The sequence below is a fragment of the Vibrio sp. YT-15 genome (assembly GCF_033337445.1).
In the GTDB taxonomy this organism is placed as follows: Bacteria; Pseudomonadota; Gammaproteobacteria; order Enterobacterales; family Vibrionaceae; genus Vibrio; species Vibrio alginolyticus.
Genome location: NZ_JAWOQR010000001.1, coordinates 873,808 through 899,615, shown reverse-complemented (window position 1 = coordinate 899,615; position 25,808 = coordinate 873,808). Strand labels below are relative to the sequence as shown.

29 protein-coding genes are annotated in these 25,808 nt (G+C 45.6%); 17 read left to right on the top strand and 12 right to left on the bottom strand.

The window, feature by feature from the left end; all coding sequences use genetic code 11:
- Positions 1-146: 146 nt before the first annotated feature.
- Positions 147-1,289 carry a sugar diacid recognition domain-containing protein gene (locus R7D93_RS03920; RefSeq protein WP_080259109.1) on the bottom strand — a complete coding sequence of 381 codons (1,143 nt, stop codon included), beginning with the start codon at positions 1,287-1,289 and terminating at the stop codon, positions 147-149.
- Between the two features lie 234 nt (positions 1,290-1,523).
- On the opposite strand from R7D93_RS03920, the gene R7D93_RS03915 reads away from it, so the two are divergent.
- Positions 1,524-1,697, top strand: coding sequence for a hypothetical protein (locus R7D93_RS03915; protein ID WP_005374332.1), 174 nt, complete (start codon positions 1,524-1,526; stop codon positions 1,695-1,697).
- Positions 1,698-1,767: 70 nt separating this feature from the next.
- Here the strand turns inward: R7D93_RS03915 and R7D93_RS03910 are convergent, their stop codons facing one another.
- On the bottom strand, positions 1,768-2,130 hold the full coding sequence (locus R7D93_RS03910; RefSeq protein ID WP_017634365.1) for a hypothetical protein: 363 nt from the start codon (positions 2,128-2,130) through the stop codon (positions 1,768-1,770).
- A gap of 276 nt (positions 2,131-2,406) precedes the next feature.
- On the opposite strand from R7D93_RS03910, the gene R7D93_RS03905 reads away from it, so the two are divergent.
- From R7D93_RS03905 to R7D93_RS03885, 5 genes are all read left to right on the top strand, one after another.
- Entirely contained in the window at positions 2,407-4,254 is a 1,848-nt protein-coding gene (locus R7D93_RS03905; protein ID WP_213867372.1) for a M3 family metallopeptidase, read from the top strand.
- A 69-nt stretch (positions 4,255-4,323) separates the two neighbouring features.
- Positions 4,324-4,860, top strand: coding sequence for a DUF924 family protein (locus tag R7D93_RS03900; protein WP_017821016.1), 537 nt, complete (start codon positions 4,324-4,326; stop codon positions 4,858-4,860).
- A gap of 24 nt (positions 4,861-4,884) precedes the next feature.
- Positions 4,885-5,214: a DUF4144 domain-containing protein gene (locus R7D93_RS03895; protein WP_017634368.1), complete on the top strand. Its 330-nt coding sequence runs from the start codon at positions 4,885-4,887 to the stop codon at positions 5,212-5,214.
- A gap of 139 nt (positions 5,215-5,353) precedes the next feature.
- The gene (locus tag R7D93_RS03890; protein ID WP_005374344.1) at positions 5,354-5,839 is read left to right on the top strand and encodes a VOC family protein; all 486 of its coding nucleotides are present in this window, start codon (positions 5,354-5,356) and stop codon (positions 5,837-5,839) included.
- Between the two features lie 174 nt (positions 5,840-6,013).
- Complete coding sequence (locus R7D93_RS03885) at positions 6,014-6,439, top strand: VOC family protein (RefSeq protein WP_017634369.1); 426 nt, start codon at positions 6,014-6,016, stop codon at positions 6,437-6,439.
- Positions 6,440-6,515: 76 nt separating this feature from the next.
- On the opposite strand, the gene R7D93_RS03880 is transcribed toward R7D93_RS03885, so the two are convergent.
- Positions 6,516-7,652: an MBL fold metallo-hydrolase gene (locus R7D93_RS03880; RefSeq protein ID WP_213867380.1), complete on the bottom strand. Its 1,137-nt coding sequence runs from the start codon at positions 7,650-7,652 to the stop codon at positions 6,516-6,518.
- Between the two features lie 181 nt (positions 7,653-7,833).
- On the opposite strand from R7D93_RS03880, the gene R7D93_RS03875 reads away from it, so the two are divergent.
- Positions 7,834-8,079 (top strand): Rho-binding antiterminator, encoded by a 246-nt coding sequence (locus R7D93_RS03875; protein ID WP_005374351.1) that lies wholly within the window; start codon positions 7,834-7,836, stop codon positions 8,077-8,079.
- Between the two features lie 96 nt (positions 8,080-8,175).
- Here the strand turns inward: R7D93_RS03875 and R7D93_RS03870 are convergent, their stop codons facing one another.
- From R7D93_RS03870 to ompW, 3 genes are all read right to left on the bottom strand, one after another.
- Positions 8,176-9,666: an MDR family MFS transporter gene (locus R7D93_RS03870; RefSeq protein WP_005383288.1), complete on the bottom strand. Its 1,491-nt coding sequence runs from the start codon at positions 9,664-9,666 to the stop codon at positions 8,176-8,178.
- The gene (locus R7D93_RS03865) at positions 9,663-10,688 is read right to left on the bottom strand and encodes an HlyD family secretion protein (protein ID WP_054702114.1); all 1,026 of its coding nucleotides are present in this window, start codon (positions 10,686-10,688) and stop codon (positions 9,663-9,665) included. Before R7D93_RS03865 ends, R7D93_RS03870 begins: the two co-directional genes overlap by 4 nt.
- 214 nt (positions 10,689-10,902) lie before the next feature.
- On the bottom strand, positions 10,903-11,547 hold the full coding sequence (gene ompW, locus R7D93_RS03860) for an outer membrane protein OmpW (RefSeq protein WP_064354457.1): 645 nt from the start codon (positions 11,545-11,547) through the stop codon (positions 10,903-10,905).
- A gap of 495 nt (positions 11,548-12,042) precedes the next feature.
- Between ompW and R7D93_RS03855 the strand changes: the two genes are divergently transcribed.
- Genes R7D93_RS03855 through R7D93_RS03845 form a run of 3 tightly spaced genes read left to right on the top strand, consistent with a single transcriptional unit; the run spans position 12,043 to position 13,673 of the window.
- On the top strand, positions 12,043-12,693 hold the full coding sequence (locus R7D93_RS03855) for a Qnr family pentapeptide repeat protein (RefSeq protein ID WP_005460782.1): 651 nt from the start codon (positions 12,043-12,045) through the stop codon (positions 12,691-12,693).
- Between the two features lie 9 nt (positions 12,694-12,702).
- Positions 12,703-13,014: a cupin domain-containing protein gene (locus R7D93_RS03850; protein ID WP_025522087.1), complete on the top strand. Its 312-nt coding sequence runs from the start codon at positions 12,703-12,705 to the stop codon at positions 13,012-13,014.
- Positions 13,015-13,052: 38 nt separating this feature from the next.
- On the top strand, positions 13,053-13,673 hold the full coding sequence (locus R7D93_RS03845) for an HAD-IB family hydrolase (protein ID WP_033907205.1): 621 nt from the start codon (positions 13,053-13,055) through the stop codon (positions 13,671-13,673).
- Positions 13,674-13,789: 116 nt separating this feature from the next.
- Here R7D93_RS03845 and R7D93_RS03840 read toward each other — a convergent pair whose 3' ends face one another.
- Together R7D93_RS03840 and R7D93_RS03835 are read right to left on the bottom strand one after the other, a co-directional pair.
- Complete coding sequence (locus R7D93_RS03840) at positions 13,790-14,968, bottom strand: lytic polysaccharide monooxygenase (RefSeq protein ID WP_225495824.1); 1,179 nt, start codon at positions 14,966-14,968, stop codon at positions 13,790-13,792.
- A 214-nt stretch (positions 14,969-15,182) separates the two neighbouring features.
- Positions 15,183-15,623, bottom strand: coding sequence for an Lrp/AsnC family transcriptional regulator (locus R7D93_RS03835; RefSeq protein ID WP_031780811.1), 441 nt, complete (start codon positions 15,621-15,623; stop codon positions 15,183-15,185).
- Between the two features lie 114 nt (positions 15,624-15,737).
- Here R7D93_RS03835 and R7D93_RS03830 point away from each other — a divergent pair, with 114 nt between their 5' ends.
- On the top strand, positions 15,738-16,322 hold the full coding sequence (locus R7D93_RS03830) for a LysE family translocator (RefSeq protein ID WP_064369529.1): 585 nt from the start codon (positions 15,738-15,740) through the stop codon (positions 16,320-16,322).
- A gap of 178 nt (positions 16,323-16,500) precedes the next feature.
- Positions 16,501-17,274 (top strand): siderophore-interacting protein, encoded by a 774-nt coding sequence (locus R7D93_RS03825; RefSeq protein WP_045603380.1) that lies wholly within the window; start codon positions 16,501-16,503, stop codon positions 17,272-17,274.
- 99 nt (positions 17,275-17,373) lie between these two features.
- Here the strand turns inward: R7D93_RS03825 and R7D93_RS03820 are convergent, their stop codons facing one another.
- Together R7D93_RS03820 and R7D93_RS03815 are read right to left on the bottom strand one after the other, a co-directional pair.
- Entirely contained in the window at positions 17,374-18,246 is an 873-nt protein-coding gene (locus tag R7D93_RS03820) for a LysR family transcriptional regulator (RefSeq protein ID WP_017633836.1), read from the bottom strand.
- A gap of 80 nt (positions 18,247-18,326) precedes the next feature.
- Positions 18,327-19,133 (bottom strand): arylamine N-acetyltransferase family protein, encoded by an 807-nt coding sequence (locus R7D93_RS03815; RefSeq protein ID WP_213870800.1) that lies wholly within the window; start codon positions 19,131-19,133, stop codon positions 18,327-18,329.
- Between the two features lie 293 nt (positions 19,134-19,426).
- Between R7D93_RS03815 and R7D93_RS03810 the strand changes: the two genes are divergently transcribed.
- From R7D93_RS03810 to R7D93_RS03790, 5 genes are all read left to right on the top strand, one after another.
- Positions 19,427-20,575 carry an S-(hydroxymethyl)glutathione dehydrogenase/class III alcohol dehydrogenase gene (locus tag R7D93_RS03810; RefSeq protein WP_017821027.1) on the top strand — a complete coding sequence of 383 codons (1,149 nt, stop codon included), beginning with the start codon at positions 19,427-19,429 and terminating at the stop codon, positions 20,573-20,575.
- Between the two features lie 62 nt (positions 20,576-20,637).
- Positions 20,638-21,477, top strand: a complete 840-nt coding sequence (gene fghA / locus R7D93_RS03805) for an S-formylglutathione hydrolase (RefSeq protein WP_225495806.1) — start codon at positions 20,638-20,640, stop codon at positions 21,475-21,477.
- 444 nt (positions 21,478-21,921) lie between these two features.
- Entirely contained in the window at positions 21,922-22,377 is a 456-nt protein-coding gene (locus R7D93_RS03800; RefSeq protein WP_005374384.1) for a hypothetical protein, read from the top strand.
- Positions 22,378-22,382: 5 nt separating this feature from the next.
- Positions 22,383-23,480: a GGDEF domain-containing protein gene (locus tag R7D93_RS03795; protein ID WP_005383270.1), complete on the top strand. Its 1,098-nt coding sequence runs from the start codon at positions 22,383-22,385 to the stop codon at positions 23,478-23,480.
- Between the two features lie 24 nt (positions 23,481-23,504).
- Positions 23,505-23,894, top strand: a complete 390-nt coding sequence (locus R7D93_RS03790; RefSeq protein WP_225495804.1) for a hypothetical protein — start codon at positions 23,505-23,507, stop codon at positions 23,892-23,894.
- Positions 23,895-23,987: 93 nt separating this feature from the next.
- Here the strand turns inward: R7D93_RS03790 and R7D93_RS03785 are convergent, their stop codons facing one another.
- Both R7D93_RS03785 and R7D93_RS03780 read right to left on the bottom strand, forming a co-directional pair.
- Entirely contained in the window at positions 23,988-24,791 is an 804-nt protein-coding gene (locus R7D93_RS03785) for an HAD family hydrolase (RefSeq protein ID WP_213867980.1), read from the bottom strand.
- A 94-nt stretch (positions 24,792-24,885) separates the two neighbouring features.
- A complete protein-coding gene (locus R7D93_RS03780) occupies positions 24,886-25,773 on the bottom strand; it encodes a LysR family transcriptional regulator (protein WP_213867979.1) in 888 nt (295 codons plus the stop codon).
- Positions 25,774-25,808 lie beyond the last annotated feature (35 nt).

Here is a 25,808-nt window from a genome sequence, read left to right as displayed (position 1 = left end):
TATTCTTATTTTGCTGAGCGAGTCCGTGTTGGCTCACTCAACATGTAGGGACGCATGAATTATTAATCGTTTGCTTTCGAATTCCTTTAGGCGGAGTGACAAATGATGTGGTCAAAAAATGACGAGTATTGTGCAAATGCACAATGTCACGCCATTTTTGAGAGCCGAGTCGCAATATAAAGCTCCGCTAACCCCACAAAATTGGTGGTTGGTAGCCCCGTTATCTCGGTGATTTTTTCTAACCGATAACGCAGAGTGTTCCGGTGAATAAACAGCATTTTAGAGCATTCCGTCACATTGCCATTGCATTCAAACAACGCATCTAGGGTTTTCAATAATTGCCCGGATTTGTCTTTCTCTTTCAACCGTTTCACGCCATCAATAATTTGTTCACCTTGCCAAATATCCGCCAACGGCGCTAACAGCACAGGCAAACGAAGTTCGTCGAACAGGTACTTACGTTTCTCTGGGTAGAACTGCTTGCCAATGGCTAATACCTGCTTCGCACTTTGGTATGACAACGCGACATCTTTAGGCTCATTAAACAGCTGCCCTAGCGCAATGTGAAACGTATGCGAATCGTGATCGCTTAAACGCGACATCAACTTATCAATGCGCTCACTTTCAACTTGGCTATCCCACTGCTTGGCGGAATGACACGGTTTCAACACCACAATTTCATTCACCGAGACAATCGCAACTAGGTTGTTACGCTCTGGGTATTCAAGCAGCTCAACAATATTGCGCACACTCTTCATGCTTTTCGAGGCGGACGGCGTCGAGACTTCAATCACCGTTGCCACCCGTGGTTGAGTAACATCGATAGAAAGACGCATCGCCCAATCTTTCAGCTCTTCATCGGTCAATTTCCCATTGATCCAAGCCAGAATAAACTCTTCGCGATGACGTCTGTCCCACTGAAATTTTTCCACCAGCGCGGCTTGCTCGATTGTCAGTTCAGCGGTCATTTTAACCAGTTTTGCAAAATCTCGGATTTTCTCCGGCTCGCCTGTGACGCCAACAATACCGACCACGTCGCCATGTAATTTCAACAACATATTGATACCGGGTTTTACACCCTGCAACGTCAAACATTGCTGCTCATTAAGCTCTAGCGAATCGCCATGATTCAGCGCCAGTACCGCGCCATCATGCACTTGCCCAACACGTTTAGGGTCGCCACTGCCAATGATGATGCCTGCCGAGTTCATCACATTCACATTGTGACCAATGATGGACATGGTTCGATCAACAATTTGTTGTGCTAAAGCGTGGTCGAGAATCACCATTTCGAGTTTCCAAATTGACCGTTTAATCACTCAATAAATCACAAATGGCAAACTATCGCGATGCTGCGGTTCTAAATAACGGAAGCAGCTCAAAGCATTATCCAATTACCCATATTTAAAAAGTGGATTAAACCTTCATTTTTAGCAGCGGGTTATATACTTAGAACAAAGGTTACCAATGCATTCTTCACTGTGCATTGATGCCACTCGTCTACCTACAGAGGAGAGATCAACATGGAGTTACGGAATAAATCGGGGGAAGTTGCAAATATTGCTGATAACCTCACTTTGAAGGAAATCACAGAAATGGGCTACACCGTAGATTTATGCGATGAAGCATTTGCTCCTGGAGAGCATTGGAAAGCGGAAGGTAAAACGCAAGGTATGGGCGAGTATCCAGAGGAGTAAACGTCCTGACGAGCCAGCGCACAAAAGCGTTCCACAAACAGAAAAACCGAGCGACTTAACGCTCGGTTTTTTACTTTTGAACTTCTTGAATAAACAAGCTCATCTCTTCAAGATAATTGCCGTTTGAGCATCCCCAGTCGGTGACCTCAATCAACTCAGTAACTAACTGTCCAGACTCATCATCTTGCACTCTCTGCACAAACGCTTCAAAACGTTCCAGTTGCGCCTGACTCTTAACGCCATGCACGGCATATTCTACAAGCAAGCCGTTGTACGTCTGCCAGCGCTGATCGCCCGCAACATCATTGCTTAAAATCACAGAACACTTTTGTTGAATGCTTTCAACCGCATCATTTCTTGGTGGCGCGACTGTGGAACATCCAACTAAAATCGTACCTACCGCCAATAACGTAACTTTTGTCTTATTTATCATATCGTTTCCAACTGTATCGCCACGGTATGGAAATCTTATTACACCTGATAAGGATCATCGATAGCGCACCGCAGATTAATTACTTAATAAACTGTAAACTCCATACCAGTCTTAACACTGCAAGCTCATAACTCCTATTAACTCACCCAAATGTAAACAAATAGTAAAATCACCTTTACGCTATGCAAAATCGACAAATGAGATTAGCGTTCCTTTCTCGCGACCAAGCGTGCAATAATCAACTGTCTACATAACGAAACCATTTGAAGGATCAAAATGACCGCAACGGATTACCTCAACGACCTCAATCAACGTTACCTTGCGATTCACCGCACCAAAGAAGATTTCTTTTGGGAAACTTACATGGGGATCAGCGATGACCATGATGGCTCGACGCAAGCACAAACGGCATGGACAAGCTTTTTAAGCAACGCCGAGCAAATTACTGCCATCAAACAACAGCTTGAAGCCGCGGACTCAATTACCGACCCACAAGAGAAACAACAAACCATTACGGGTCTATCTGGTTGGCTGGCGATGTTTGAATCTCACGCTATCGAGGGCGAAAAAGCACAAGCGTTGAAAAATCAGCTCATTGCCTTTGAAGCTGAGCTCTTCGAGAAAAAACAGAACCACGTACAAACATTTACCGATGAGAACGGCGAGCAAGTAGAAGGTTCACTACCCGTATTAAGCTCAACCATTCGCACCAGCAATCATGAAGAAGTTCGCCAATCGGCTCATCAAGCGTTGCTGAACCTTGAACAATGGCTACTGCAAAACGGCTTTATAGAGCTGATCAAACTGCGCAACCAGTTCGCTCGCTCACTCGGTTATGCGACTTTCTTTGATTACTCCGTGCAAAAAACGGAAAAGATGAGCTCTGAACAGCTATTCGAGATTTTGGAAGATTTCGAACAACGCACGCGAGATGCGCACCTCAACAGCTTAGAAAACTTGGCGAAAGAGAAAGGCGCAAGCGCACTCACCGGCTTCAACTTTGTTTACTCGTTCGCGGGTGACGTCATGCGTGACCTTGACCCATACGTGCCGTTCTCAAAATCTCTGAGACGCTGGGTAGAATCATTTGGTCGCCTAAATATTGATTACTCTGGCGCGACGCTAACGCTGGATTTACTAGATCGCAAAGGTAAGTACCCGAATGGGTTCTGCCACGGCCCTATCCCTTCTTTCTATAATCAAGGCGAATGGGTCGCAGCGCAGGTGAACTTCACCAGTAATGCCAAACCAGACCAAGTGGGCAGCGGCTACGATGGCATTAACACGCTGTTCCACGAAGGCGGCCACGCAGCACACTTTGCGAACGTAAAAATGAACGCGCCTTGTTTCTCGCAGGAGTTTGCGCCAACGTCAATGGCTTATGCAGAAACTCAGTCGATGTTCTGTGATAGCCTGTTAACCGATGCCGATTGGCTAAAACAATACGCACTGGATGATGAAGGGAATTCGGTTCCTGATGAGATCATTCAAGCGATGATCAACAGCCGTCAGCCATTCAAAGCTTATGAAGAACGTAGCATCTTGGTTGTGCCATATTTTGAGCGCGCGTTGTATCAACTGAGCGATGACGAGTTAACGCCAGAGCGCATCACTAAGCTGGCTCGCGATTGTGAAAAACAGATCCTTGGTTTGGAATGCAGCCCTCGCCCACTGATGGCGATTCCACATTTGCTATCCGACGAAGCGGCTTGCGCGTATCAAGGTTACCTACTCGCGCACATGGCGGTGTACCAGACCCGTGCATACTTCCTTGAGAAGTTTGGTTACCTGACGGATAACCCAGAAATTGGCCCACTGCTGGCAAAACACTACTGGCACGCAGGCAATCACTTGTCGCACAACGAAACCATTGTCAGCCTGACTGGCGAAGGCTTCAATGCCAAATACCTTGCAGACGTGTGTAACCTGTCGCCAGAACAGGCATGGGAAGTGCAGCAGAAGAAAATCGACTCACTTGCGACGCGAGAGCGAGTACCAGTCGCTTCACTGAACGCCGCGATTAAAGTCGTCGACGGCAGTAAAGAGCTGGCAAGCAACGCCATCTCTGACGAACAAATGTGTGACGATTTTGAACGTTACATCGTAGAGACTTACGGTCGATAACACGCAGAAAGCCAGGAGCTCGCCTTCTGGCTTTTTATTCTTTAACTAATGTAATAAGAAGGAAGATCCATGTACCAAGAAGTCATCAAATTTTGGTTCGAGGAGCTATCGCCCCAAAATTGGTTTGAAAACAACCCAGAACTGGACAAGTGTATTGCATCGCGATTTGCCTCGGTATTAGAACAAGCCGCTCGTTGTGAACTGTTTAATTGGCGTAACAGCGCACAAGGACGATTGGCCGAAATCATCGTCCTCGACCAGTTTTCACGTAATGTGTATCGCAACACCCCAAAAGCGTTTGCACAAGACCCACTCGCATTAGCATTGGCTCAAGAGGCAATTCGGTTAGGTTACGACAAAGAATTAGCGCCTGAGCAGCTAAGCTTTTTGTACATGCCGTTTATGCACAGCGAATCTCGCCTCATTCATGTCCAAGCTGAAAAATTGTTTCGCGCATCAGGGCTTGAAAATAACTACGATTTTGAGCTAAAACACAAAGCCATCATCGACCAGTTTGGGCGCTATCCTCATCGCAATGCGATACTGGGAAGAAAGAGCACTCCCGAAGAGTTAGCGTTTTTGCAACAACCTGGGTCAAGTTTCTAAATAACAATGAATAATGAGTTAACCATGAGAGACCACGCAGTATGCTGGCCATGCTTGCTAAAACTAGACGGCGACGATGAGCTGATCTATACGCATTCCCAGTCCGACTTAGACTCTGAATGCGAAGCCCTCATTTTTGGGCAAGATGATTACGTTATCGACTCAAATGGCAACACGTTTGAATTGAAAAACAATGGTTCGAACACCACTCTTTTACATCTAAAAGAACGAACGCTGTCCGTAGAAGAGGTTACGTCATTAATCCAATCGCATGAATTCAGCCTCGCGCAACGGTGCATTATCAAGATTCATTTCACCTCGGTGAGGCAAGCTGTTGAGGCCTTAGCTCACTAACTCAATCCCAACATGTACAGCATTAAATAAAATTATCATTTTTATAATTTATGATAATTTCATGTAATCAACATCACGCCATATACTCTCCCACATCGAAACAAGACAACGTTCAAACACACATGTTGGGAGTAAACAAATGAAAATGAATCATGTCGGTATTATGGTCGGAGATATGGACAAAGCGGTTGAGTTTTACACGCAAGCGCTAGGTCTAAAAGTCGTTATGGGCAACACGAAAGTGATTGAAGAACGCGAAACGGCAATTGGCAGAATGTGTATTGCGGTCTTTGGGGAAGGCTTTAAAGGCTTCAACATTGCGCACCTTGTGACAAGTGATGGCATCGGCCTTGAGTTATTCGAAATGAAAGAACGTCAAGAGCGCCATGAAGTGGATTTTTCTCGCATCGGTATCTTCCATTTCTGTTTGCAGACAGACGATTTTGAAGGTGCTATCAAACGCACCGAAGCACTAGGTGGCAAAGTTCGCATGGACATCATGCGTTACCACCCAGAAGACGATAATAAGCCTGCGAAAATGGTTTACCTAGAAGACCCATTCGGCAACCTATTCGAGCTTTACTCACACACTTACGAAGAAACTTACGCTTCTGATTACGAGTAATAGCCCCATCCATATTCCAAAAGGCTAGCAATACGCTAGCCTTTTTTGTTTGCTTTGAGTTGCAGTGTTTCTGCACTCGCTCTAGCAAAAAAACATCTTGAATTTGATCATTTCTCTCACCACTTTTAAGGTCACTTTATACTTACCTCAACACAATGCAAAAAGGAGTGAAGCATGCCCACCAAAAATCCAATCGCCATCAAAGCGCTTGATCATGTTGTATTAAGGACCTGTAACCTCGATGCTATGTTGCATTTCTATCGAGACATTTTGGGCTGCCCTGTCGAACGCGAAGTAACGGAACTTGGTTTAACTCAACTTAGGGCAGGTAACGCATTGATTGATGTAGTGACGGTAGACAGCGAATTGGGCCAACTCGGCGGTAAGCCACCAGTTCAAAATGGTCGTAATATTGACCATTTTTGCCTGCAATTGGCGCCTTTTTCCGAGGATGAATTACTGGAATATCTGCGTGCGCGCGGCATTGAAACCGAAGAGTTTGCGAAGCGGTATGGCGCACAAGGGTTCGGTAGATCACTCTATATACATGATCCGGAAGGAAATGTCGTCGAGTTAAAACCTCAAGTGATTGATGAGTAAGCGAGTAAAAACCTTGTTATATTTTTAAAATAACAAGGTTAACTTCTCAAATAATTATTGAAGTAAGAACATATTATTAAGTCAAAATTCTAGCTGGCTCACCTATTTCTTTTTCTCGCCACCACTGTTTATTTATATGTTCTTGATGAACGTAAAAACTCTCCCCCGGCATTGGCGTCAGCAGCGTTATATGTTCTTTTTGACAATGGGCAAGCAAATCTAAAATCGGTTCGTCCCAACGGTGAGTAAATAGCTCGTATGTAGCCCAATGTACGGGCAACAGTTTTTTCGCATTTAAATCGTGAAACGCTTGCACGGTATGGTGAGCCTGCATGTGTCCCCAGTTTTCGACCGGATAACCTTGGCCTTTCACATCGGCAGCCACTTCCAAACAGGCAATGTCGATTGGTCCACATCGCAGTGCGATCTCGGAAAAATGCGAATCGTAAGCTGAATCGCCACTAAAATAGAGCGTCTCTTCTTTGCCTTTGATGACCCAAGAAGCCCACAGGGTCGCGTTTTTATCGAAATAAGTACGACCCGAATTATGGTTAGCAGGCGTACAAATCAGTTCAATTCCGGCATAGTGCACGCTATCCCACCAATCGAATTCCACGATGTTGTCTGCGCAAACGCCCCACTTTATCAGATGCTTGCCAACCCCTAAGGGCACATAAAACGTCACGGGTTTATCGGCGTAGAAACGTATGGTCGATGCTTCTAAATGGTCGTAATGATCGTGCGAAATCACGATAATTTCAGGAATCGGCAAACAATCTCTGGCGTAAGTATTAGGAATATTGCGTTCAAACCACGCTTTTGCGACGAACGGAGAAGCGTAATCAAATACCGGATCAGTCAGAATTCGAATGCCATCGACCTCCACCAGCATGGTGGAATGGCCCAGCCAAGTAACGCGCATCGATTCACTTCGCTGTGCAAACTGCGTAGGTTGAATTGGGAAATGTGGCAGATGTTCGTTAGGACTCAACGGCGTTCTACCACCAAAATAACTCCAACACACCTGCCAGAATGATTGCGGACTAGGGACATTTGGCATCTCGTTTTTAACGCGGCCGTTTTCAAATTGAGGCGAGTGGTGAACACGGTGCGCCAACTGCGCATGGTAGGTTTGAGGCGGAATCAGTGAACTTGGCTTTTGTGTCTTTTGTTCACTCGTTAGGTATGTGCGCTTAAGTATCGTCTCAGACATATCGTAGTTTTGTCTCGCTTGCGAACGCTCAACAGTAGGTTTATTAAAACGTGCGTGTATGTCTATTTCGTGACCAAAATGAGGTGTAAGATGAAGATTCAGTTTCAATCAAACGTTTTCTATATTAAGGAAGCGGTTCTCAAACCTTCTGAATACTGCGTCGGTTTGAAAGGAGAAAGCTATGGTGACTTGCAGCCAATACGATTTTATTGAAATCGCCTGTATGTTTAAGCTCCCTATCGAGATCACACTAAAAAATGGTGAAACTCATCAGGGCAACGCGTTCGACACAGGCTACGACATGCAGCGACAAGAGTGCTTGTTTTTAGATATGGATGGTGAGCACACCGCCTTCCCGACTGAACAATTAGTCGCAATGCGCGCGCTCAAAACCAATCCGCATTTTGACGAAGTGACGTTTGAGTAAACGTCCTTCTTTCACTGGCACTGTCCAATAAAAAACGCCTCTCAAGCTGACACAACTTGAGAGGCGTTCTCTTACACTATTCACCGGAACTTCATGTTATTCTCGCGACCGGATGAAAACCAGCATCGGCATCATGATCACGAACATCACTCCCACAAGCTGGAAGGTGTGCACAAACGCGACCATTTGCGATTGCTGCTGCAACATCTGTTGGTATTGGTCTAACGCAACCGGATCGGTAATAGAAAGCCCCTGATTGGCCGCCCAGTCATGCAAGTTAGGATTATAAGGATTAATACCCTCTCCCAGCGCATGCCATTGCTGCTGACTATCACGATATTGGAACGTGGTGGCGATAGAAATACCAAACGAGCTACCAATGGTACGGAACAGATTGTAAATACTCGCCGCCGCAACAGATTGCTCTTTCGGAATCGTTAAATACGCCAAGGTGGATAGCGTCGAGAAGGTTAAACCAAGCCCCATCCCCTGAATCATACTCGGCATCACAATCCAAAATGTATCGATCTGCAGTGAGTATTGCGTCATCAAATAACTACCAATCCCGATGCAGCTTAAGCCAAAGACTATTTTGATTCTGGGATCGAATTGCGGATTGAGCTTAATCACTAAAATCAACATCGCCGCCGACGCCAACCCTCGCGGTGCCATTAATAAGCCAGTGGTTGAGACCGGATAATCCAGCAAGCTTTCCAACAGCATTGGTTGTTGAGTCGTCAGACCAAACATCGCCATCGACACCACGGCAATCATCAATGACGAGACCATAAGGTTTCGGTCTTTCAGTAGCCACAATGGCGCTATTGGACTTTTGGTTTTCCAACTGCGATAGATCCACATCACCAATCCCATGACTGCGAGCAATATCGCCGTCTGAATCATACGTGAGTCGAGCCAGTCGTCTTCATTCCCTTTATCCAACACAAACTGCAACGCGCCCACACCTAACGCCATGTAACCGATGATCCACCAGTCAAAGTTAGGTTTGGATTTGTTGTCGATATGGATATAGCGATAAATCAAAGAGGTACAGATCAAACCGAATGGCAAGTTGATGTAAAAAATCCAGCGCCAGTTAATGTTGTCGGTGATCACACCACCTACAACTGGGCCCAAAATAGGACCAAGCAAAATGCCGATGGAGAAAATCGCCATCGCTTTGCCTTTTTGCTCATACGGATAGATCTGCACTAACGTCGACTGCGCCAATGGAATCACCGACGCGCCGAAAGCGCCTTGGATAATGCGAAATAGCACCATCTCTTCAAGAGACTGTGCTTGCCCACAAAGCGCACTGGCAATCACAAAACCGATCACAGCAACCAACATGACTTTGCGTTCACCAAAGCGCGACACCCAGAAACTGGTCATCGGAATGAAGATCGCTTCCGCCATGCTGTAACCCGTCAGCACCCAAGTAATTTGGTCTGCCGTTGCGCCCAACGCGCCCATCATGTGCGATAGCGACACGTTCGCAACGGTCATATCGATTAACACCATGATGGCAGAAAGCATCACGGCGACGGTGGCAATCCCCCGTTTGTCTGCCGTAATTTGATGGCTCATTGCACGCTACTTTGCAAATCAATGGTGACTTCTGAGCTCGCACCCACGCGAAGTTGCGGCGCATCGGCCGGTACTTCTAATGCCAAACGTACAGGGAAACGCTGTTTGATTTTAACCCAGTTACCCGTTGCGTTTTCTGGTGGCATCAAGGAGAACGATGTACCACTCGCAGGCGACAGTTGCTCTACCGTTGCTTTCCACACCACGTCTGGGTACATATCAATCACCACATCCGCATGCATGCCAGGTTTAATATGAGTAAGATCGGTTTCTTTAAAATTCGCGCGTACCCAATAGCTGTCTTTTAAAATCACAGGGAACAGCGTTTGACCCACGCTAACGACCGAGCCTACGTGCGTATTGATTTCACCGGCAATGCCATCCACTGGTGACGTAATGTCGGTGTAACTCAAGTTCAGCTCCGCTTGCGCTAACTGTGCCGCCGCTTGTTGAACAACCGCAGCCTCTGCGCCTTCTTCACCACGGTTCGCAATGGCTTTTTCTACCGTCGCGCGCGCTTGCTCTAGGCTCGCTTGAGCATTGGCTAGTTTGTTTTTCGCCGTATCTAAATCTTGGTCTGACGCCAGTTTGCGTTTCACTAGAGAATCCGTACGTTTGTACTCTACTTGCGCTTCTGTCAGGTTAGAGCGCGCCGCATCTAAGCCCGCAACTGCTTCAGTTACCTGCTTATCGGCAACGTCATGTTGCTGGACCGCCAATTGGTATGCCGCTTTTGCTTGCTTCACTGCCAACAAATATGGGCGTGAATCTATCTTCAGCAGTAGGTCACCTTTGTTAACGGATTGGAAATCTTTAACATCCACAGAAACCACTTGGCCTTTTACCTGAGGCGCTACCGACAGAATTTTTGCCCTAACGTAGGCATCTTCCGTGCTTGGGTGACTGTCTGAATACTGCCAAGACCAATACATCGCACCAAATGCGATAACACAGAGAGTAAAGAAAAGAGTTTTTACCAGCTTAGATCTGGAGGAGGAATGCTTTGCGATGTCGTCGCTCATTTATATTGTCCACTTGTTCAATTATGTGATCAGTGTAGGACTTTTCGATCTTCCGACAATAAAATGATCTGCAAGGTAAAGATCCAATTTTGCATGTTGCTAAGTGGAGTAAATGATGTGCAATCAAAACGAGGATAAAAAAGAGGGGCAGTCCCCGTAACCGCCCCCAAAGTCATGCCAATAATAGTAATGTGCGTGTAACTACTGGTTTTTCTTAGAACTTGTAACCGCCGCTGATCATAAATACCCAAGGGTTAATTTTGACGTCGGTTTTTTGCTTCTCTCCACCTGCTTTGTAAGTTGCTTCTGTTTCAATGTTTGCGTACCACGCAGCAGCGTTGAGGAACCATTGATCGTTGATCATGTAGTCCACACCAATATTCGCTGCTAGACCGAATGAGTCATCCAACTTAAGATCTGAAAGACCAGCGCCTTTACCCGTGCTATTGAAGCCCTCATCAAAGAACATGGTGTAGTTGAGACCTGCACCCACGTATGGACGGAACTTACTTTGTGGCTCGCCAAAGTAGTACTGCACCATAAGCGTTGGTGGAAGGTGTTTGGTGTCCGCGATATCACCAAGACCTAACAAGTCTGTTGAAATATCGTGGCTGAATGGTGTTGCTGCTAGAAGCTCTAAACTGATGTTGTCTGTAAACATGTAGCCAAACGTCAAACCAAGCTGCGTATTTGAATCCACTTTCAATTCTTCTTGAGAACCAAGAATCTTATCGCTGCTGTCGTTTGGAACGACAGACGCCGCACCAACACGAAGAACGAAGTCACCTTGTTTATGAGCGAAAACACTTGGTGACACGAGTGCAGCAACCACTGCTAGACTGCAGATTGTTTTTTTCATTTTTATTTCCTTTCGTAGGGCTTCGTTATGTCGTACCCAAAGGGGTGCCTGCTAACTGATCTGAGATTTCAAGTAAACTCAGCGCCTTGAAGCACACGGGTATCTATATCTTTTTGAGCTGTGCGCAATCTAGCACATAGAAACCCTACTATTTTGATGGAAATCAATTTGTGAAAAATATAGGTTTTTTGTATGGAGAAACGCCATACCGATCAACAAATTATGCAAATCGGATACAATTCTGTAATGCAAACTGTGCGTGTGAGTTGCCATGCATACCCATAAATGCGAATCCTCTCGTTAAGGCTCGTAGCCAGCAAAAACTTTCTTCTTCCTCTACGTCTTCTATTTTCAAAAAACAACCCACTTAAAACGCTCGTTTGACCCCTTAAAATCGCGATTTGAGGGGTTTGTAAAACACTGAAATACAAGAAGTTATTTTTCTGGAAAATCAGTCACTTGGAGTGCTAGTCTGCTCGCAGCTAAGGAGAAGACATGTTAAAAACCGATCTCATTTTTGAACGAGAAAACTTTTCTCATCACGATTTTCAGAATGCCACCTTTAAAAACTGCCACTTTTATATGTGCAGTTTCGACCATGCCGATCTGCGCGATGCTAAGTTCATCGACTGTCGCTTTATCGAATCCAAAGCGCTAGAAGGGTGTAGTTTTCGCTTCGCGAACTTAAAAGATGCCAGCTTCACGAACTGTATGTTGGCGATGAGCCTGTTTAACGGCGCAAATTGTATGGGCTTGGAGCTGCGTAAGTGCGATCTCAAAGGGGCAAACTTCCAAGGTGCGAACTTTGCTAATCGCGTCAGTAACACCATGTTTTTCTGTTCTGCTTTTATTACTGGCTGCAACCTCACCTACTGTAACTTCGAGCGAGTGTTACTAGAAAAATGTGACCTCTTTGAAAACCGTTGGAACGGTGCGAACCTCGCAGGGGCAACTCTCAAAGGCTCGGATTTATCTCGCTGCGAATTCTCGCCAGAACAATGGGGAACCTTTAACGTTGAGCAGTGTGATCTGACTCATGTCGAACTGGACGGGCTGGATGTTCGCCGCGTTTCTCTGTTTGGTGTTAAAATTTGTGATTGGCAACAAGAGCAATTGCTTGCGCCTTTTGGACTGATCATTCTCTAAGGAAAGGCCATGAATCTTTTTAAAGACTTACCGAATAACCTCGACGAGGAAGTGTTCGAAGACCTGCTGACCCACAAAAACCTGCGTATAGAACGCATTGTCTCAACGGGGCAAACCTCGCCCAAAAGTGGCTGGTACGATCAAGAAGAACATGAATGGGTCTTGGTTCTTAAAGGAGCAGGTGAGCTGACTTTTGAATCAGGTGTCGTGCAACGACTTGAGGCAGGCGATCACGTTACGATTCCAGCTCATACCAAACACAAAGTGAGCTGGACTGACCCAACGCAAGAAACCATCTGGTTGGCGGTGTTTTATCAATAAACACAAAATGATCTTAAACCCAAAAATAGGCGCTGAGTTTGCTCGATACTACTAAGCCGTCACTGGCACTGTTTGATTTTGATGGCACCATCACCCGAGAGGATATGTTTAGCCTTTTCCTCCACTATTCTGCTTATGGCCTGCGCAAACGAGTAGGAAAGGTCGCTATCATGCCATTTTATGCGCTGTACAAACTCGGAGTGTTACCCGCTCGTGTTATGCGCCCTCTCAGCAGTTTTATTGCATTTTCAGGGAAAGAAACGCAGAAAATTGAAGCGATTGGCACTCAGTTTGCCCATGAAGTGATCCCGCTGTACTTACGGCCAGAAGCGATGGAAAGGCTTGCTTGGCATCAACACCGAGGCGATACCATCGTAGTGGTGTCGGCATCACTCAATGCGTATCTCAAGCCTTGGTGTGAGGCGAACGGTTACCACTTGCTGTGCAGTGAACTGATCTCAGAACAGCCAAAACTGAGTGGCTTTTACCAGCAAGGTGATTGCAGTTTAGAAAGAAAAGTCTCACGCGTGAAAGCGGCGTTTTCGCTCGACGAGTTTGCGTCTGTTTATGCCTACGGAGATACGCATGAAGACATTCCGATGCTCAAACTGGCAGACTACGCGATGCTCAACTGGAGCGAGTGGAGAGCAAGCGAATAACGATATGTGCTCTGATTTTCAAGACAGCCACTCAACCAAAGTGGTCGTTTTAGACTGAAAAAACAAACCCTTCTCACATGAGAAGGGTTTTATTGTTCAGGGCCCGAATAAATGGCTTAACGCCATACACCCCACTGACCCGTTGTGCCTGGTTCCTCACCAGACGTCCACCACTGGGCAGTCCATTCTTTACCGTTGTGCGTCACCACATCACCTTGGTTGTAAACGGCCGTCTTGTCCCACAAGTTGGTTGGTTCAACTGGTGGCGTGACATCCGCTTTGATCAGTGACAACGCATAACTGAAGTCTGCGCTTGGCGCTAATACTTGGTTCGCATTCACGTTCTTATTATCGAACATGTAGTGGTTCATCTCTTGATGCCAAATGCCCACATACCAATCGCCCGTTTGCTGCGCGTTAAATTGATCCGCAATTTCTGCCGCCCAAGTCGCCGTATTGTTTGCACTGATTGGTAGTGAAATATCGACAATTTCATTGCCTGTCGCATTAAACGTACGAAAACGGATGGTATCACCCGCTTCTACTGGCCCAAAACCTTGCTGAACAAAGTAGCCTAGAGATGTCAGATTGTTGCCCGGTTCGGTTGGATCAACAGGGTCAGTCGGTGGCGTCGTGCCCGTTCCGTTTAACGTAATGTCACTACAGTTGTAGAAACCTTCACCGGCAACATCAATACGCTGCCAACGAGTATAAAGCACCGCATCGCCCGAACGATCAGCAGGGAAAGTCACCTGAATACGGTAGCGTTTTTCCGCATCAACATACACATCACCTGCGGTGTCGATCAGCTCTAAATCACTCCAAGTAAGAGGTTTTGAATCATCATAAGTTGGCTTGGTGAGATAGAATTCCCAGTACGATGGGTTGTGCGGCGCTTTGCCGTAAAACACCAATTCAATCTGGTTATTTGCATCTGGCGTAACATTGGTGCGCTGCCAGTTTGGAGAAGGAATGTTCAAGCCTTTCTTAGCTGTATCGCCAGCAGAACATAGCTCACCGTCGCGAACCACGGCTTTCACATGCTCCATATCTCGGTAATTTGGTACGTTTGCTGCAATTTCGCTACGCTGCACAAACGGATACGCGCCAGATTCATCAAAAGCCGCTTTACACGCTTGGTTAGGGATCTCGTTGGTCCAAAAGCCACCGTCTAAATAACACGTATTTTGACGAGCACTTGGAAACTCTACCCAGCCATGGGCGTTGACGTTAAATGAGCTCAATGCGGCAACAGCGCTTAAGCTCAAAAGAGGAAGTGTTACATGTGATTTCATCGTTCATCCTTAATTTTGCTGACTCGCCGCTCTGAAACACAAGCGGTTTAAGCAAAACTAGCAGGATGGGATTATTTAGAAGGTGAGAATAAATATGGAAATTGTAAGAGTGCCATCTGCTTTCCAGCATTTGTTGTGAACCATTCTCATACTCGACTGACTCTTTCGAGTCACTTCAAATTCATGTGCCACAAAAACTGTCACCCTCGTTTGGCTATCGCTCGTCTTTTGGTGTGTCCATCACCACCATGGTTGTGATCGACTTGACGTGTTCGCACTCACCCAACACATCAGCATGGAACGCTTTATAAGCGGCGAGATTTTGCGTCTCTACGCGTATGAGATATTCGTTAGATCCCGTAATGTTGTGACATTCCACCACCTCGTTTACAAAACGCACATGCTCTTCGAAACCCAGCTGTGCCTGCTTAGAGTGCGAGGCCAAACCAATCGACACATAAGCGACAAAACCCACGCCAAGTTGCTGATTATCCAGTACTGCTCGGTAGCCTTTGATCACGCCTTTACGCTCTAAATCTTGCACTCGGCGTAAGGTTGCAGACGGAGATAAACCAACGCGTTCCGACAGCTCCACATTGGAGATTCTTCCGTCTCGTTTGAGCACTTGCAATATTCTTTCGTCAAATCTATCCATCATGATGTTTCATTGCTTATTTAGTTTCTAATCATCAAATAAAAGCACAATATTGACCTCAGTTCTACTTATAGTTGTTCTCAACTTATCGAGAACTGATTCAAGGAACAATCTATGGAATATCATCAACTGGGCGCTTTGGCGTTGTTCGCTTTTGTCTCCACTTTTACGCCGGGTCCCAATAACATTATGTTGATGACCTCAGGGGCAAATGTCGGCTTTAAACGCACTATCCCACACATGTTGGGCATTACCTTCGGCTTTGGTGCCATGCTAATTTTGGTGGGTATTGGCTTGATGAGCCTGTTCCACGCATATCCAATTACACACTCCATTTTGAAAGTGTTGAGCTTGAGTTATTTGCTGTACTTGACGTACAAAATCGCCACCAGCGACAAAACCGAAGCAAAACACGATTTTCGCCCAATGTCTTTTTTAGGGGCAGTGGCATTCCAATGGGTGAACCCAAAAGGTTGGTCGATGGCGTTGACGGCCATTACGGTATACAGCAGTGGCGGTTCTTGGCTCGAACTGACTTTTATCGCCGGTATCTTCTGTTTAGCCAACTTGCCATCGGTGACATTTTGGACGGCGGCAGGTATGCAATTGCAGCGTTGGTTGACCACCGATAAACGCGTTAAGGGGTTCAACTACAGCATGGCTGCGCTGTTGCTTTTGTCTACGATTCCAATGATATAAGTCCATTTATGGTTAAAAATGACTCACTTTACGTGGTTAGAGAAAGGATAGAGGTAATATTTTTCTTGAGGCTTTGGCGTTAATTCACAGTGTAAATTTGTTTAAAGACGCTACCCTCTTGTTAGGGAACTTGATAATCTTTAAATGAGAAAGAGAATAATTATCGAGTAAAGTAACAATGAAAAAGAAGCCTCAACCTAAAACGCTTGTTGTCACAGACACAGAAACCATCACTCCAAACATGCAGCGCATTACCTTGCAAGGTGAGGCGCTGAGCCACTTTCCTCGTGACTGCGAAGGCAGTTACATCAAATTACTGTTTAACGATATGGGTGGCTCGGATCTGAGCATCCTGTCAGAAGACGACCGACCAATCATGCGCACTTACACAATTCGACGCTTTCATCCAGAAACCAGTTCAATCGAAGTGGATTTCGTCCGACACGTAACGCAAGATCTGCAATGCGGATTTGCAGCGCGTTGGGCAATGGCCGCGCAAAAAGGCGACACGATCAGCATTGTTGGGCCAGGTAGCATCTCCAACTTAAATACTGAGGCGGATTGGTTCTTCATGGCTGCCGATATGACGGCACTTCCAGCACTTTCTGCGAAAATTCGTACGCTGCCAGAAGAGGCCAAAGGCTATGCAGTGATCAGCGTGATGTCTCCAGCCGACATTCAACCCCTAAACACGCCAGCCGGTATGGAGTTGATTTGGCTAACTGAACAGCAAACCTTGGCTGATAGCGTTCGCGAACTCGAGTGGTTAGATGGTAACGCTTCGGTATGGTGTGCGTGTGAGTTCGATTCAATGCGTACGCTGCGCCAATATTTCCGCAACGAAAAAGAAGTCGATCGCGAGAATATCTACATCAGCAGCTATTGGAAGCAAGGCGTGTCTGAAGATGGGCACAAAGTGATTAAACGTGAAGACGCGGAATCCAACCAATAGTGATTCATGTCTTTTCGATTCCAGCTCTCATCCTAATAAAAACGCCCGGCATCACCGGGCGTTTTAGCAACTTCAGTTGTATTAAAGTTCATGAAAACTCTAATCCGCTAGTTCCTGCGCTAAAAAGTCGATCAACAACCTCACTTTGGGCGATAAATTTCGGCTTTGTGGATACAGTGCCCAAATGCCTTCACGGTCGTCTCGGTAATCGGTCAGCACCTCGACTAGCTCACCGTTATCTAGGGCTTCTTGAACGTAATAGTCCGGCAACTGCACTAAACCCAAACCACGTTTTGCGGCGCCCATTAGCGCAAAACCACTATTGCATTTAATTCTCCCCGATACGCGCAAAGACTTATCGCGTTTATTTTCCTTAAAATGCCAATAATCGACCGAACCGACTAGGCACTGATGTCGAGCCAGTTCGGATAATGTGTGAGGCTCGCCAAATCGCTCCAAATACATAGGGCTAGCACACACGTAATTTTGACGCGACGAAAGACGCTTTGCGATCATGCTGGAATCTTGCAGGCGGCCAAGACGAATCGCCACGTCTACCCCTTGCTCTATCAAATCCAGTTTTTGATTGGTCAGAACTAAATCGAGATCCACACGCGGGTACTTCTCCAAAAACTGATGCAAGAGCGGTGCGAGGTTCATTTCCCCATAGGTCACAGGCGCTGTCACACGCAGCAAACCTCGCGGTTCGGTTTGCATTTGCGTTACAGCAAGCTCAGCCAGTTCTAGCCCTTCGACCAAGTGTTTGCACTGCTGATAATAAAGCTGTCCAGCTTCAGACAGAGAAACTTTTCGCGTCGTGCGATGCAGTAACTTAACCGCAAGGCGCTCTTCAAGTGCCGATACGCGGCGACTGATTTGTGCCACTGACGTTTTCAGTTTAGCCGCGGCAGCTGTAAAGCTGTTAGTTTCCGCTACGGCAACAAACTCGCTGACTCCTTCCCAATTCGCCATGCTGTATTCCTGTCGACCTCTTCTAGACAAATAGTGATTACATTGTTCTCGTCGCGCTACGCTTTGAAAACGGGAAAACTTTACGCGTCAGGTAACGGACGAAGTTCGTCGTATTGCGCATCAAGCTCAATGCCAAAATATTCTTTCAACGCATCCAGGTAGGTTTGACCTGGCTCTAGCTCTATTTCTGTTAGCGCTTCATGATTGGCGCATCTGAGTGTGTAGTTAAGCAGCGTCACCAACCCACTTTCTGTCGCTCTAGCAGCGACTCTTGCGCTAGTAAAACGCGAATTAGGCGAAGTCGAGGTAAAGAAGTTGCTACATGCAATGTCACCAGCAAACACAAACTCTAGGTCAAAGCTGTATAGATTGTTCCACGTGTCCGTTCCATCGGTTGAAAGCACTTGGAGGAAATAACCAAACTGAGCATCTTTGACAAAACGGAAGGTTTGTAAATCCGTCTGAATCACTTGGTCAAGGATAAATGGCAATGGCGCTCGAGGGGTATTGGAGCCAAAACCCACATCGACAATCCATGTTTGTTCCTCTAACGTCACTAACGTGATTTGATGACTACGACCTGTTGGTGTACCAGACACATGTACACGCCCTAGCAAACTTCGCGCTTCAAACCCAAGAGTGTTGAGCACATCAAGCATTAAACCATTTAATTCAAAGCAGTAACCACCGCGAGAGTGGTACACGGTTTTTTGAATAATATCTTCAATCTCAACAGAGACGCCTCGCTGCAATGCGATGTCAAAATTCTCAAACGGCAGGCAACGATGCTGCGCCACGTGAATTCTGTGCAATGACTCCAAATCGGCGGGCAATTCACTAGGCAAGCCTAGCTTGGTTAAATAGGCACTCAGATCCGTCTTATTCATAATCACTCTTACTTAGCTGATGGTTTGACAGTTTTCTACTTTAGCCCCTCTATCTAACTTCAGGTCAATCACCTTTTCCATTTCCCTTCCGCTTTAAGGAGGCATCGCACTCTTTTTACACGCTCACCTTATCATTATTACGCATATGTAAAAATCATTTTCAAAATGGACGGATTATCATTTTTACTGAAACACCTAAAATGAGCACCAACAAAACGACGAAGCGCGGTAAGCAAACCTTAACTACGCTTATTACGTCACTCCATATACTGAAAATATAAAGGAAACATCCAATGTCGCTTGAAATCAAACCTGGTCAAACTCACATAAAATCAAAAGCAATGGTCGCTTGGGCTGCAGGTGAGCCGCTTAAAATGGAAGAAGTTGATGTACAACTTCCAAAAGCCGGCGAAGTGCTAGTACGCATCGTAGCAACTGGGGTTTGTCACACTGACGCATTCACACTATCAGGTGACGATCCAGAAGGTATCTTCCCTTCAATCCTTGGTCACGAAGGTGGCGGTATCGTTGAAATGGTTGGCGAAGGCGTAACAAGCGTTGAAGTTGGCGACCACGTTATCCCACTTTACACTGCTGAATGTGGTGAGTGTAAGTTCTGTAAATCTGGCAAAACGAACCTATGTCAGGCCGTTCGTGAAACTCAAGGTAAAGGCCTAATGCCAGATGGCACAAGCCGATTCTCTATCAACGGCGAAACTATCTTCCACTACATGGGTTGTTCTACTTTCTCTGAGTACACGGTTCTTCCAGAAATCTCACTAGCGAAAGTAAACAAAGAAGCACCACTTGAAGAAGTTTGTCTTCTAGGTTGTGGCGTAACCACTGGTATGGGTGCGGTATTAAACACAGCTAAAGTTGAAAAAGGCGACACAGTGGCAATCTTTGGTCTAGGGGGTATCGGTCTTTCTGCAATCATCGGTGCTCGCATGGCTGGTGCCAGCCGCATCATCGGTGTAGACATCAACGAAAGCAAATTCGACCTAGCGAAACAACTTGGTGCAACTGATTGCATCAACCCACAAAAATTCGACAAGCCAATTCAAGAAGTGATTGTTGAAATGACAGACGGTGGTGTTGACTACTCATTCGAATGTATCGGTAACGTAAACGTGATGCGCCAAGCACTTGAGTGCTGTCACAAAGGTTGGGGTGAGTCAGTCATCATTGGTGTTGCTGGTGCAGGTCAAGAGATCTCAACTCGTCCATTCCAACTGGTAACTGGTCGTGTATGGCGTGGCAGCGCTTTCGGTGGCGTTAAAGGTCGCTCTGAGCTTCCAGAAATCGTAAACCGTTACATGGCTGGTGAATTCGGCTTACAGGAGTTCATTACCCACACAATGGGATTAGCAGACGTCAACAAAGCGTTTGATCTGATGCATGAAGGTAAGAGCATCCGAACAGTTATCCATATGGATCAATAATGCTGCCTCAGGCTCTCCTTTTGGGGAGCCTGAATTCCTTCTGCTAATTAGAGAGTTTATTCATGACCATTGAAAATGTAAGCCAAGCCAAAGTGTTTGGCGGTTGGCACAAGCAATATACACACGAATCCAATGCCCTAAACTGCACCATGCGCTTCGCGATATTCTTGCCACCTAACGCAACGAAATCAAATCCCGTACCCGCGCTATACTGGCTCTCTGGTTTAACGTGTACCGATGAGAACTTTATGCAGAAAGCGGGCGCATTTCGTATGGCGGCCGAGCTTGGCATTGCGATCATTGCACCAGACACAAGTCCGAGAGGCGAAGGTATCGCTGACGACGAAAGCTATGACCTAGGAAAAGGAGCTGGCTTTTACCTTAATGCGACGCAAGCACCTTGGTCACTGCATTACTGTATGTACGACTATGTGACTGAGGAGTTGCCTGCGATCATCGAAAGTAACTTCCCAGTCTCTGACGTGAAGTCAATTTCCGGTCACAGTATGGGCGGCCACGGAGCGCTCACCATTGGTCTGAAAAATTCAGACCAGTACCGTTCTATTTCAGCGTTCAGTCCAATCAGTAACCCAATGCAATGCCCTTGGGGACAAAAAGCCTTTACTGCTTACTTAGGCAAGGAGCTTGAAAGCTGGAAGCAATACGATGCAAGTGAACTTCTAAAACAACAACAATCACCATTACCAATTTTGGTTGATCAAGGTGATGCTGATGGCTTCTTAAATGAGCAGCTTAGACCGGAAGCGCTGATTGCTGCGGCAAAAATACACGATTCAAACCTAACCTTGAGAATGCAACCAGGCTATGACCATAGCTATTACTTCATCTCAAGCTTTATTGAAGAGCACCTCAACTTCCATGCAAAATATTTGTTTGCATAGTTAATTTAAGTAAGCTCATGAAATAAAAAATAAAGTCACCAAAACTAGGTGACTTTATTTTCTTTACGTACTAACAAATACATATCTGAATATCGATGATTTAAATATGTAAAATAATGTAACTTAAGAGCAAATTCGACATCCATTTCTCGCCTTATTAAATTCTCATTTCCGACACAGTATCTTTATTAAAAATGACACAAAGTTGCACTAAAAACCAATTAAATACCGCGAAATCATTACGAAACTCTACCATCATCCCAATACTCTGAGCTTTTAATTAAGAAGCAACTTAATAACCTTGACGTGACGTAAACCGACAGTTATTTTTGAAACATAACGTATTATAAAATCTCATCCGGTTGGCTCTATAATTATAAATAAATTACCGCTAGCACCTTTGTCCTAGCTAAGAAAAAAGAATAAAACTCAAAAGGGCATATGATGAAAAAGATAGTCGCGCTAGGTCTGTTTTTTGTTGCGCCATTCTTGTCTGCAAATACGATCGTATTTAGTAGTAGCCAGCAGCCTAGTGTCATACTGGAACTGGAAGAGATCCAAGCTTTACCTACCACTAGCTACACGATGACATTGCCTTGGCTTCCTGCTTCGTCAGAGTTTTTAGGCGTTAAACTCAGCACGCTTCTTACACACGTCTACGGAAAGGTACCAGAGCAGGTTGATATCAGCAGCTTAAACGACTATCACTCGACATTGTCCCGACAAGATATTCTTCGATATCAACCAATACTGGCTTATCAACAAGATCAGAATTACATAAAAGTCAGGAATAAAGGCCCTTTCTGGGTGATATATCCACTCAATCTCTATCCAGAGCTAAACTACAATAAATATCATGCGCAAATGGTATGGCAAGTAAATGAAATAAAAGAAAAATAATAAGAATGAAGTTATCAGAACCCTATTCTAAGAAACAAAGAATATTGCAATATTCTACCACCAGCAAAATGCTGCTGGTGGTGTTTGCCGTTTCTTTGCTCCTCGCGAATGTCGTGCTTTTACAGCAAACACGTTCACTCTCACAAAATTTTAATAACGAACAAAAACAAGCGACTTGGTTTTTATTCCAACTCTCCAAAGAACTATCAGAACTTGTCGGCGAGGCCAGACGGTTAGATGAAAACGTATTGAATATTGATGGTGCAGAGCTTCAATACGAGTTAGCGTGGAGTCGCTTTGACTTATTGACCAGTAGCACGAAAGCCAATAAGTTCTTTTCTCGGAACAACATGCACCTTTACTTCATTAACCTTTTTGAAGAGTTCAAAGAGCTAGAAAAACAACTAGTAGAAGCTAGAACAGGTGATAGCCAAGCTGCTGCTGCATTTTATCGTTCAACTCAAACACTATATTTAGGCTTAATAGACTTCGTTAATCAAAACTTCCGTCTAAGCAGTAAAGCTTATGAAGCACAAAAAGGTCAAACCCAGCGCTTAATGCAAGCACAATATATGTTGTTTGCGACGTTCGTTTTGTCGATTATCTCTCTAACTTATTTCTTTTATCGTGAATCCCATTTCCATAGAAAATTGGCGCTAAGCGACCCTTTGACGAACCTAGGGAACCGCAATGCACTATTCATAACCCTAAACAAATTTACTCAAGAAAAAAGGCCCTTTTCTCTCTGGATTCTAGATTTAAATGGTTTTAAAGAAGTCAACGACACACACGGACACCAAGTTGGCGACACTGTACTGCGGGAAATCGCTAGGCGGCTTAATTCTATGGCACTCAATGATTTTACTGTTTATCGCATGGGAGGAGATGAGTTCGCGGTTATCCTTGAAGGTGAACATCTCAATGAAGAGAACGTACGTGAGCAGATAAATACCGTCTTTGATGCACAAATATTAAACTCCGATAAAGTCTCAACACTTTCAACAAGCATGGGCTTAGCGCAATACCCTAAAGACAGTGACAATGTTGACTTTCTTATCAGCATAGCGGATAAGCGCATGTACAAAATGAAATTTCAACGTTAAACGGTATATATGATGAGAAAGTTCATGCAAGTACTGCTTCTACTGGCAGTCATTGCGGCAGGTGTGTTGGCTTGGGTATTTATTCCATCGCACGAAACCATCGGGCAAAAAACGCTTGAGCAGGCACTCAACGATGACTACAGCCTCGTTGGACATCGAATCTACTCAACCGATCCGGATGCTGGCAACCGATTCGGCTACTTCGTATTGGCAACGGGCCAGAGCATTGAAGAGCAAGAGCCGTTTTTGGTCACTTCGGATCAGTTTATTCGCATGGAGCAAACGGGTGATAATACCTTGTCTGTGACCATCAATGGCCGTATTTACCATTATCATAACGCCTTGTGGGTGCCAAAATCAGACGGGAAATTGCAACACTTTTTAGTCAGCGCAACCGCCAAGTACGTACGCTAAAACGGGAACCTTACTCCCCCCAAAAAAACAAAGCCCCGCAGTGTATGCGGGGCTTTTTACGTGAAGAAGAAAATAACATCGAAAAAATGAGCGTTACTTCGCTAATACTTTCTCTTTAATCACTTTGAGTACCCCAGCCTCTTGGTTGCTTGGCGCAGAATAACGAGCAATTTTCTTAATCTCTTCGTGCGCGTTGGCAACCGCGTACGAATGCTCACTGACTTGCAGCATTTCGAGGTCATTGAGGTAGTCACCAAACGTCATAGTTTCTGCCGGAGTAAAATTCATCGTCTCTTGAAGATGCTGAATGGCCGCACCTTTAGAGGCCTCGGCATTCATCACATCCAGCCAGATTTTTGCACTCACCACGACTTTATGCGTTGCGCCAAACTTCGTATTCATGGTCGGGAACAGGAGCTCTTCCGAACCGCCAAAGTGACAAATTGCCACCTTAATGAACTCGTCTTCGACCTCAAGCAAATCCGGCACATATTCACAGCGGTGGTAGTACTTTTGAAATTCTTCCAGCGATTGCTGATCATGCGTTTCGATGTACGCCGAGCGCTTGCCACACAATACGATGTTCGCTCCGTCAATCTCACGAGCCGCTTTCACAATCTCCAACACTTCCGCTTTAGGAATGGTACAACTGTAGAGCTCTTTGTCTTGGTACATCACTAAGGTGCCGTTTTCAGCCACATACAACAGTCTGTCTTTGATTGGCGCAAACGTGTCTCGCAGACTGTAATACTGACGACCAGACGCAGCGGAGAACAAAATACCTTGCTCTTCCAGTTGCAAAAACAGATCGAAAAACTCCGGATCCAAACGACCGTATTGGTCAAGCAATGTGCCATCCATATCGGAAGCAATAAATTTGATGCGAACTTGTGACATTAACTAAAACTCTAAATGACGCTGCGAAAATATATCCATGTAAGGTACAGGATCTTGTATGAATCTCAAGTCGGGATGACGACGCCTTTCGCGATTACCAATGATGCTGTTTAAAGTAATCTTCACTGTGATCGATGAAGGCTCTCACCGCAGGAGACAAGTGTTTACGCGATGAATACAGCGCGTAAATGTTGAGATCATTTGGCTTCCAATCCGGCAACACCGACTCAAGCTGACCCGATTGCAGATAGATATTACTCAAATAGGTTGGCAGCATCGAAATACCCATGCCTTGTAAAGCGCCATGCAATAACGCCGTGGCCTCATTGCTGGTTAGGCGACACTCAATTCCCACCGATTCGAACTGATCGCCCTGAGACAAATGCCACACATGACGCTCAAAGTTTTTGTAACCCAAACAGTCGTGTGAAGATAAATCTCGCGGATGCGCGATCGCGTGGTGAGTTTGCAAGTATTGTGGCGATGCCACCAACACCGATTCACACACCGCAATCGGCTTACCAATCAAAGAAGGATCGGGATCTGACGCAATTCGGATTGCCAGATCGATGCGTTGCTCGGTTAGATCACTCACTGAATCTTGCAGATCTATGTCGATATGTACTTTGGGGTGCTTTTGCATAAAACTGTTTACTGCTGGGATCAACTGTGAGAATCCAAATGAAGTGCTAGACGCAAGACGGATTTTTCCGGACAGCTCACCATCAGCGGCAATGTTCGACGTTAATGTATCGGCCTGTTTTAACCAGCGCTCAATCTGAGGCAAGCTGCGCTCCCCTGCGGTGGTGAGCGACACCTTGCGCGTAGTGCGGTGCAACAAACGAGTTTGCAACCAGTTCTCCATCGCCTCTACGTAACGAGTCACCATTGGCCGAGACATGTCTAACCGCTCTGCGGTCGCGGTAAAACTGCCAGAATACACCACATCTACAAATACTCTTGCTGCCGTTACTCTATCCATACATTTGCTCGAAATAAGAAATAGTGATGCACATT

What these genes read in the sequence shown, in the direction of transcription:
- fghA (WP_225495806.1), top strand. Translation starts at nt 20,638, where the DNA reads ATGACCATTGAAAATGTAAGCCAAGCCAAAGTGTTTGGCGGTTGGCAC.
- R7D93_RS03785 (WP_213867980.1), bottom strand. Translation starts at nt 24,791, where the DNA reads ATGTCACAAGTTCGCATCAAATTTATTGCTTCCGATATGGATGGCACA.
- R7D93_RS03870 (WP_005383288.1), bottom strand. Translation starts at nt 9,666, where the DNA reads ATGAGCCATCAAATTACGGCAGACAAACGGGGGATTGCCACCGTCGCC.
- R7D93_RS03865 (WP_054702114.1), bottom strand. Translation starts at nt 10,688, where the DNA reads ATGAGCGACGACATCGCAAAGCATTCCTCCTCCAGATCTAAGCTGGTA.
- R7D93_RS03895 (WP_017634368.1), top strand. Translation starts at nt 4,885, where the DNA reads ATGAGAGACCACGCAGTATGCTGGCCATGCTTGCTAAAACTAGACGGC.
- R7D93_RS03825 (WP_045603380.1), top strand. Translation starts at nt 16,501, where the DNA reads ATGAAAAAGAAGCCTCAACCTAAAACGCTTGTTGTCACAGACACAGAA.
- R7D93_RS03820 (WP_017633836.1), bottom strand. Translation starts at nt 18,246, where the DNA reads ATGGCGAATTGGGAAGGAGTCAGCGAGTTTGTTGCCGTAGCGGAAACT.
- R7D93_RS03910 (WP_017634365.1), bottom strand. Translation starts at nt 2,130, where the DNA reads ATGATAAATAAGACAAAAGTTACGTTATTGGCGGTAGGTACGATTTTA.
- R7D93_RS03815 (WP_213870800.1), bottom strand. Translation starts at nt 19,133, where the DNA reads ATGAATAAGACGGATCTGAGTGCCTATTTAACCAAGCTAGGCTTGCCT.
- R7D93_RS03890 (WP_005374344.1), top strand. Translation starts at nt 5,354, where the DNA reads ATGAAAATGAATCATGTCGGTATTATGGTCGGAGATATGGACAAAGCG.
- ompW (WP_064354457.1), bottom strand. Translation starts at nt 11,547, where the DNA reads ATGAAAAAAACAATCTGCAGTCTAGCAGTGGTTGCTGCACTCGTGTCA.
- R7D93_RS03905 (WP_213867372.1), top strand. Translation starts at nt 2,407, where the DNA reads ATGACCGCAACGGATTACCTCAACGACCTCAATCAACGTTACCTTGCG.
- R7D93_RS03800 (WP_005374384.1), top strand. Translation starts at nt 21,922, where the DNA reads ATGAAAAAGATAGTCGCGCTAGGTCTGTTTTTTGTTGCGCCATTCTTG.
- R7D93_RS03855 (WP_005460782.1), top strand. Translation starts at nt 12,043, where the DNA reads ATGTTAAAAACCGATCTCATTTTTGAACGAGAAAACTTTTCTCATCAC.
- R7D93_RS03880 (WP_213867380.1), bottom strand. Translation starts at nt 7,652, where the DNA reads ATGTCTGAGACGATACTTAAGCGCACATACCTAACGAGTGAACAAAAG.
- R7D93_RS03795 (WP_005383270.1), top strand. Translation starts at nt 22,383, where the DNA reads ATGAAGTTATCAGAACCCTATTCTAAGAAACAAAGAATATTGCAATAT.
- R7D93_RS03885 (WP_017634369.1), top strand. Translation starts at nt 6,014, where the DNA reads ATGCCCACCAAAAATCCAATCGCCATCAAAGCGCTTGATCATGTTGTA.
- R7D93_RS03835 (WP_031780811.1), bottom strand. Translation starts at nt 15,623, where the DNA reads ATGGATAGATTTGACGAAAGAATATTGCAAGTGCTCAAACGAGACGGA.
- R7D93_RS03790 (WP_225495804.1), top strand. Translation starts at nt 23,505, where the DNA reads ATGCAAGTACTGCTTCTACTGGCAGTCATTGCGGCAGGTGTGTTGGCT.
- R7D93_RS03850 (WP_025522087.1), top strand. Translation starts at nt 12,703, where the DNA reads ATGAATCTTTTTAAAGACTTACCGAATAACCTCGACGAGGAAGTGTTC.
- R7D93_RS03915 (WP_005374332.1), top strand. Translation starts at nt 1,524, where the DNA reads ATGGAGTTACGGAATAAATCGGGGGAAGTTGCAAATATTGCTGATAAC.
- R7D93_RS03830 (WP_064369529.1), top strand. Translation starts at nt 15,738, where the DNA reads ATGGAATATCATCAACTGGGCGCTTTGGCGTTGTTCGCTTTTGTCTCC.
- R7D93_RS03780 (WP_213867979.1), bottom strand. Translation starts at nt 25,773, where the DNA reads ATGGATAGAGTAACGGCAGCAAGAGTATTTGTAGATGTGGTGTATTCT.
- R7D93_RS03840 (WP_225495824.1), bottom strand. Translation starts at nt 14,968, where the DNA reads ATGAAATCACATGTAACACTTCCTCTTTTGAGCTTAAGCGCTGTTGCC.
- R7D93_RS03810 (WP_017821027.1), top strand. Translation starts at nt 19,427, where the DNA reads ATGTCGCTTGAAATCAAACCTGGTCAAACTCACATAAAATCAAAAGCA.
- R7D93_RS03875 (WP_005374351.1), top strand. Translation starts at nt 7,834, where the DNA reads ATGGTGACTTGCAGCCAATACGATTTTATTGAAATCGCCTGTATGTTT.
- R7D93_RS03920 (WP_080259109.1), bottom strand. Translation starts at nt 1,289, where the DNA reads ATGGTGATTCTCGACCACGCTTTAGCACAACAAATTGTTGATCGAACC.
- R7D93_RS03900 (WP_017821016.1), top strand. Translation starts at nt 4,324, where the DNA reads ATGTACCAAGAAGTCATCAAATTTTGGTTCGAGGAGCTATCGCCCCAA.